We start from the raw sequence: 2,045 nt of genomic DNA, 5'->3' as shown, positions 1-2,045 counted from the left end.
TGACTGAGGAAGAATTAGAACATGCCCTCCAACTTATTAACAACAGACCAAGGAAATGTTTAGGATGGAAAACTGCTCACGAATCATTTGAAGAAGAAGTGTCGCACTTGGATTGACAATCCGTCACATATAAAAACACAGGTTATTGAACTAGCCTGCCGAATAGCTTAAAGAAAAAGCAACCGGTCGTATGAGCGGCTGCTTGTATGGTATGTTCTGATTAAATTAACGTTTTCTCGTAACGAGCCGGGATCATTTGCTAACTAGACTAGTTTCCTCAGTATCTCAATTAGTTAGCCTTATTCCGAATAGTTATATTATCTGATACCAAGCTGATAGCGTGGGTTCGATTCCCATCACCCGCTTCTTTAAAAAAAGAGATCCATTCGCCAAATAAAATGTACCCTTTGTAAAGGACATTTTAAAAGTGAATGGATCTTCTTTTATTTTACTTAGCAAGAATAAGTTGTCCAGCTTGATCCAGCACAAAGGCTGAAGTTCTACCATTGAACTACACCCGCATATAACAATCGGGATGACACGATTTGACATGTGACCCCCTGGTCCCAAACCAGGTGCTCTACCAAGCTGAGCTACATCCCGTAATATATGATGCCGGCCGTTGTGGAATCAACCCCCCACGATTTCCCTCACGAATTTGAGTCGCGCGCGTCTGCCAATTCTGCCACACCGGCTGATTTAATTAAAATGGCGCGCCCTAAGAGATTCGAACTCCTGACCTTTTGATTCGTAGTCAAACGCTCTATCCAGCTGAGCTAAGGGCGCAGGCTAAAAATGCGGAAGACCAGACTTGAACTGGTACGATAGTCACCTATCGCAGGATTTTAAGTCCTGTGCGTCTGCCGATTCCGCCACTCCCGCTTAAAATAGATGAAGGCGCCACCCAGATTTGAACTGGGGATCAAGCTTTTGCAGAGCTATGCCTTACCACTTGGCTATGGCGCCGAATGATGGAGCGGACTACGGGAAGCGAACCCGCTGAGCCACGTCCGCAATAAAAGGATGCGCGTGAAGGGACTCGAACCCCCACGTCAAAGACGCTAGATCCTAAGTCTAGTGCGTCTGCCAATTCCGCCACACGCGCATAATAATGGTGAGCCATGAAGGACTCGAACCTTCGACACCCTGATTAAAAGTCAGGTGCTCTACCAACTGAGCTAATGGCTCTTACTAAAATGGCTGGGGATATAGGATTCGAACCTATGCATGACGGAGTCAAAGTCCGTTGCCTTACCGCTTGGCTAATCCCCAATAGTGATAAGGTTTAAAAATGGGGCGATCGATGGGACTTGAACCCACGAATGCCGGAGCCACAATCCGGTGCGTTAACCCCTTCGCCACGACCGCCATAACAAAATTCTATAAAACAAATCTGATGGAGGATGATGGATTCGAACCACCGAACCCGTAAGGGAGCAGATTTACAGTCTGATGCGTTTGGCCACTTCGCTAATCCTCCATATAGAAATGGTGCCGGCGAGAGGACTTGAACCCCCAACCTACTGATTACAAGTCAGTTGCTCTACCAGTTGAGCTACACCGGCTAACTTATAAGTGGTGGCTCGGGACGGAATCGAACCGCCGACACGAGGATTTTCAGTCCTCTGCTCTACCGACTGAGCTACCGAGCCTTACTTTAGAATAAAAATGGCGGAACTGACGGGATTCGAACCCGCGATCTCCTGCGTGACAGGCAGGCATGTTAGGCCTCTACACCACAGTTCCAGGTACTCTAGTTGCGGCAGGATTTGAATCTGCGACCTTCGGATTATGAGCTAGGCATGCTACAGAGCTGCTCCATCCCGCGATATTTATATGGTGGAGATTGAGGGGATCGAACCCCCGACCCTCTGCTTGTAAGGCAGATGCTCTCCCAGCTGAGCTAAATCTCCATATTAAGTGACCCGTAGGGGATTCGAACCCCTGTTACCTCCGTGAAAGGGAGGTGTCTTAACCCCTTGACCAACGGGCCGCTGGCTCCCCGAACAGGACTCGAACCTGTGACAACTCGATTAACAGTCGAG

14 tRNA genes and 1 pseudogene are annotated in these 2,045 nt (G+C 48.3%); 1 reads left to right on the top strand and 14 read right to left on the bottom strand.

Features of this window, described 5'->3' with window-relative positions:
• Nucleotides 1–116: pseudogene (locus KJS58_RS24755) on the top strand (IS30 family transposase); the annotation flags it as partial.
• Nucleotides 117–530: 414 nt separating this feature from the next.
• On the opposite strand, the gene KJS58_RS24750 reads toward KJS58_RS24755, so the two are convergent.
• From KJS58_RS24750 to KJS58_RS24685, 14 genes are all read right to left on the bottom strand, one after another.
• A tRNA-Pro gene (locus KJS58_RS24750) sits at nt 531–603 on the bottom strand.
• 106 nt (nt 604–709) lie between these two features.
• Nucleotides 710–786: transfer RNA gene (locus KJS58_RS24745), tRNA-Arg, on the bottom strand.
• 10 nt (nt 787–796) lie between these two features.
• Nucleotides 797–882: transfer RNA gene (locus KJS58_RS24740), tRNA-Leu, on the bottom strand.
• Between the two features lie 13 nt (nt 883–895).
• Nucleotides 896–966 (bottom strand) — tRNA-Cys (locus tag KJS58_RS24735).
• A gap of 58 nt (nt 967–1,024) precedes the next feature.
• A tRNA-Leu gene (locus tag KJS58_RS24730) sits at nt 1,025–1,105 on the bottom strand.
• A 7-nt stretch (nt 1,106–1,112) separates the two neighbouring features.
• A tRNA-Lys gene (locus KJS58_RS24725) sits at nt 1,113–1,188 on the bottom strand.
• A 9-nt stretch (nt 1,189–1,197) separates the two neighbouring features.
• Nucleotides 1,198–1,272, bottom strand: a tRNA-Gln gene (locus tag KJS58_RS24720).
• Between the two features lie 20 nt (nt 1,273–1,292).
• Nucleotides 1,293–1,368 (bottom strand) — tRNA-His (locus tag KJS58_RS24715).
• A 29-nt stretch (nt 1,369–1,397) separates the two neighbouring features.
• A tRNA-Tyr gene (locus tag KJS58_RS24710) sits at nt 1,398–1,480 on the bottom strand.
• A gap of 9 nt (nt 1,481–1,489) precedes the next feature.
• Nucleotides 1,490–1,565: transfer RNA gene (locus tag KJS58_RS24705), tRNA-Thr, on the bottom strand.
• An 11-nt stretch (nt 1,566–1,576) separates the two neighbouring features.
• A tRNA-Phe gene (locus tag KJS58_RS24700) sits at nt 1,577–1,652 on the bottom strand.
• Nucleotides 1,653–1,669: 17 nt separating this feature from the next.
• Nucleotides 1,670–1,746 (bottom strand) — tRNA-Asp (locus KJS58_RS24695).
• Nucleotides 1,747–1,837: 91 nt separating this feature from the next.
• Nucleotides 1,838–1,913: transfer RNA gene (locus KJS58_RS24690), tRNA-Val, on the bottom strand.
• 8 nt (nt 1,914–1,921) lie between these two features.
• Nucleotides 1,922–1,993, bottom strand: a tRNA-Glu gene (locus KJS58_RS24685).
• Nucleotides 1,994–2,045: the final 52 nt, after the last annotated feature.

The sequence above is a fragment of the Paenibacillus sp. J45TS6 genome, from assembly GCF_018403285.1.
In the GTDB taxonomy this organism is placed as follows: Bacteria; Bacillota; Bacilli; order Paenibacillales; family Paenibacillaceae; genus Paenibacillus.
Note: the sequence above shows the minus strand (reverse complement) of the source record. Positions and strands in the feature narration are given on the sequence as shown.